The sequence below is a fragment of the Collinsella sp. AF39-11AT genome (genome assembly GCF_003474585.1).
Classification (GTDB): domain Bacteria; phylum Actinomycetota; class Coriobacteriia; order Coriobacteriales; family Coriobacteriaceae; genus Collinsella.
In genome coordinates this window covers 1-3,678 of record NZ_QROG01000046.1, presented here as the reverse complement: position 1 = coordinate 3,678, position 3,678 = coordinate 1, and the positions used below count along the sequence as shown (strand labels likewise).

Annotated in this window: 4 protein-coding genes; 3 read left to right on the top strand and 1 reads right to left on the bottom strand. The window is 59.5% G+C overall.

Annotated features, from left to right (window positions below):
- The first annotated feature begins 161 nt into the window (after positions 1-161).
- The 3 genes from purE (at position 162) to DW037_RS10320 (ending at position 2,144) form a co-directional block, all read left to right on the top strand.
- Positions 162-626 (top strand): 5-(carboxyamino)imidazole ribonucleotide mutase, encoded by a 465-nt coding sequence (gene purE, locus DW037_RS10330; RefSeq protein WP_006235810.1) that lies wholly within the window; start codon positions 162-164, stop codon positions 624-626.
- 35 nt (positions 627-661) lie between these two features.
- Positions 662-1,660, top strand: a complete 999-nt coding sequence (locus DW037_RS10325; RefSeq protein WP_118373259.1) for a class B sortase — start codon at positions 662-664, stop codon at positions 1,658-1,660.
- A gap of 67 nt (positions 1,661-1,727) precedes the next feature.
- Positions 1,728-2,144: a molybdenum cofactor biosynthesis protein MoaE gene (locus tag DW037_RS10320; protein WP_117806605.1), complete on the top strand. Its 417-nt coding sequence runs from the start codon at positions 1,728-1,730 to the stop codon at positions 2,142-2,144.
- A gap of 90 nt (positions 2,145-2,234) precedes the next feature.
- Here DW037_RS10320 and DW037_RS10315 read toward each other — a convergent pair whose 3' ends face one another.
- Positions 2,235-3,464, bottom strand: a complete 1,230-nt coding sequence (locus DW037_RS10315; RefSeq protein WP_117776583.1) for a putative ABC transporter permease — start codon at positions 3,462-3,464, stop codon at positions 2,235-2,237.
- Positions 3,465-3,678: the final 214 nt, after the last annotated feature.

Genomic DNA, 3,678 nt, shown 5'->3' with positions numbered 1-3,678 from the left:
GGCTGAGCCTTTCCCTCGGGAAACTTCGCGAAGCCCAGTTCCCGAGGGAAAGGCTCAGCCGCCACCACAAAGACCGCAGGGACGGGAGCAGCTATACTACTCTCAGTAGTTAAGGGTCGCGGATTCGCTGCGTCACCGCTCTCAACAGGAGGTCTATGTTTATGGCAGATCAAAAGCCGGTTGTCGGGATCATCATGGGTTCCAAGTCCGATCTGGGCGTTATGGAAGGCTGCACCGCCGAGCTCGAGGCACTGGGTGTGCCCTATGAGCTCGTGATCGCGAGCGCACACCGCACGCCGGCGAAGGTCCACGAGTGGGCTTCGACTGCTGCCGATCGCGGCATCAAGGTGATTATCGCCGCCGCCGGCAAGGCCGCTCACCTGGGTGGTGTCGTGGCTGCCTTTACGCCGCTGCCGGTTATCGGCGTGCCTATGAAGACGAGTGACCTGGGCGGCATGGATTCGCTGCTATCGATGGTGCAGATGCCTTCGGGCGTGCCCGTGGCCTGCGTTGCCATCAACGGCGCCAAGAACGCCGCCATCTATGCCACACAGATTCTGGGTGCTTGCGACCCCGAGTACCGCAAGGTTATCGAGAAGATGAAGCAGGAGATGGCTGACGCCTAAGCGTTCCGCCGTTTCACCGCAGTATAAGGAGAGCCATGTCCGATTATCAGGGAAAACGATTCAAGGCTTCTCAGATTCCCGATCCGTCGAAGCCAGGTGCTGCCCGTGCGGCACAGCAGGGTCGGACATCCTCTCCTCAGCAGCCGCGCGCGCCGCGCCCCGTGACACCGGCGACGCATCGTCGACAGGACGCGCCGGCCGCATATCGTCCTTCGTCTTATAGCTCCGCTAAGAAGCCGCCCCGGTCTTCATCGCATGCCGCGCCGTCGGATTGCACCGAGCCGCCGCGCAAAAAGCGCCGCTCCATTATTCCCATTCTGCTCATCATCATCGGTATCGGTCTGATTGTCGCCGCCGCCGCTATTTTTATTAATGCCCAGATTGGCTATAAGCAGGCGAGCGATTCGTATCAGAAAATCGAGAAGCAATATGTAAGCGATAAGGATGCCAGCGGCGTGCCGATTATCGACTTTGATGCGCTTGCTCAGACGAACCCCGAGATTGTGGGTTGGATTTACGTGCCGGGAACCAACATCAACTATCCCGTGGTGCAGACCAACAACAACTCCAAATACCTCAACACGCTGTTCGACGGAACGGCTAACGCGTCCGGTGCCATTTTCCTGGATAGCGATGACACCGCGCCGGGAATGGTCGACCAGCAGACCACGATCTACGGTCACCATATGAACGACGGGTCGATGTTCAACGTGATTTCGGACACCACTGATCAGGCGACGTTCGATAGCATTGAATATGTGTACTACATCACGCGCGATGCGACGTATAAGCTGCGTCCGCTGGCGACCAAGGTGGTCGAGGACACGTATGCCAAGGCGCGCACGACCAATTTTGAGGGCGACGATGGGCTCAAGAACTACCTGTCCGAGATGCTCGATGGTGCCTCTGCCGTGGCGAGCGATGCCACCGATCGTGCCGCTTCGGCAACTAAGGTTGTAACGCTCGTGACCTGCCGTTCGCTGTCGCTGAGCAACACGCGCGCCGTCATGGTGCTCACGCCGGTCGAGGAATAAGTTGTTCGAGAGTAGCTAAAAAGGCCCCGTCCCAAATTGGCTACTCGACGACGGTAAGGGAGAAATGATGCTCGAGAGTGGCAAATTGATGCCTTCGATTGATGCTTGGCTGCGCGAGGCCAAGGCCGATGCTTCGGCGGCAGGCTGTGGGATGTATCTGACGCATAACGGTGTGGTGCGCGCGACGCCCAAGGCCGAGGTGCGCGGAGTCGAGACCGATGGCGTGGCGCCAGGCCACAGGGTGGGCGGCATGGTCTTTGACTACGACGCCGAAAAGGTACGGTCTGCTATCGAGGCCACGCGCGCGATGCCGGGTATCGGCTATGTGCGCGTGTGGCTGGCAAGCGGCGAGCTTGCCGTAGGTGACGACATCATGCTCGTGCTTATCGGCGGGGACATTCGCCCGCACGTGGTCGATGCGCTGCAGGCGCTCGTTGGCACCATCAAGAACGAATGCGTGAGTGAGGTCGAGCGCGAGGCGTAGAGGCTTGCGTCGATAGAAGTATCGTTTATAAAAATGCCCACCGGTACGTGTGATACCGGCGGGCATTTTGCGTTTTGGGCGCGGTGAGCGCTACACGCGCGTCGCATCCTTGGGGCTCATGGTCATGCTCTGGAAGCGGTTTTCCATGTACTCGTTATCGAAGTGCTCTCCGTAGAACTGTGCGACGGGAATGTCCGGCTCCGTGCCGTTAACGCGCTGGTACCAGTAGTCGAGCGACTGCAGCGTCATGACGCCGTCGACCAGCATGATAACGGTAAAGATGACGGTGGCCGAGTAGCGGCTCTTCCAGGGGATCTTGTTGATAAGCTTAAGCAGCCTCGGCAGCAGCAGCTTGATCCAGATGAGGCCGCCCAGGCCCCACAGGCAGGCGAAGCCCGTGCAGGTGCGTCCGCCCGTGAGGACCACGAGCGGATCGGGCAAACCGAACAGCGTTATGTGCGAGTAGCTCCACGAGACCACGCCAAACGCGGTCTGCATAAACCAGCCCACGAACACCTCAAAGCTGGCGCCGAGCAGGGCGCTCACCAGGAAAATGATGATGGGGTTCTTTTTGTAGAAGCGGTTAAGCACCATGGTCATGAGCACGGCGCCAAATCCGTAGATGGGACTGAAGGGACCAAACAGCATGCCGGCGCGGTTCTGGTAGACGCCCGGGTCGTCGACCGTCATGTGCCAGATGTCCTCGGCGATCAGGCCGAGCACGCAGCAGACAAAGAATACCCAGAACAGGTTGAAGTAGTTGAGCTTGATGTAGCCTTCGCCGGTTTCATCGCGCCCGAGCATGCCCTCGGCGGCGGCGTCGCGGTCGAGCATCTCCTGCAGGCGGCGCTGCAGTTCGCGCTCCTGACGAAGCGTGGGGTCGACGGTTGCCGAAAGTGCGACGAGGATGCCGAGCTGGATCGCGGGACGCAGCAGGAAGGGCCCGATGCCCTGGAGCATCACGTCGACCAAAAGCTCGACGACGGTGAATGCAATAAGGATGTAGGACAGGCGGGCGGCGTTGCGGCGCTGGTTTTTGATAAGGTCCAGGCCAAAGATGATTAGGATGACGGCACTTGCCGCAGAGAGCATGATGCCGGCGACGATAAGGCCGACTGCGACGAGCGTGTTGTCGCCGAGCTTTTCGGTGGCGTTGCCGTTAACAAGTGCCGTGATGACCTGCCACATAAAGGCAGCGACCGACGGGAGCGTGCCCACGCCGGAAAGGATGCACAGGACAGCGTACACCTTAATGATGAGGGGGATCTTCTTGACCTCCGTGGCGCTGGGGACGCTGGGGTCGAGTTCGTTTCGATCCATACAGAACCTTTCTCGCTTTGTTGTAGGTTATAAGGATACGCCGCCGACCTGCCAAAAGACAGGACGAACGTCCCAATTGCAACAATGTAAGCCCTAACGGCGGGCGAGACGCGCCGCAACGGAAGCATGCGGGATCGTCGGTCCCGAGGCGATTGCCCAATAAAATGTGGCTCTTCGGTGGTTTCTGTGGGAGAGATTCCGGCATAGGCCCAGC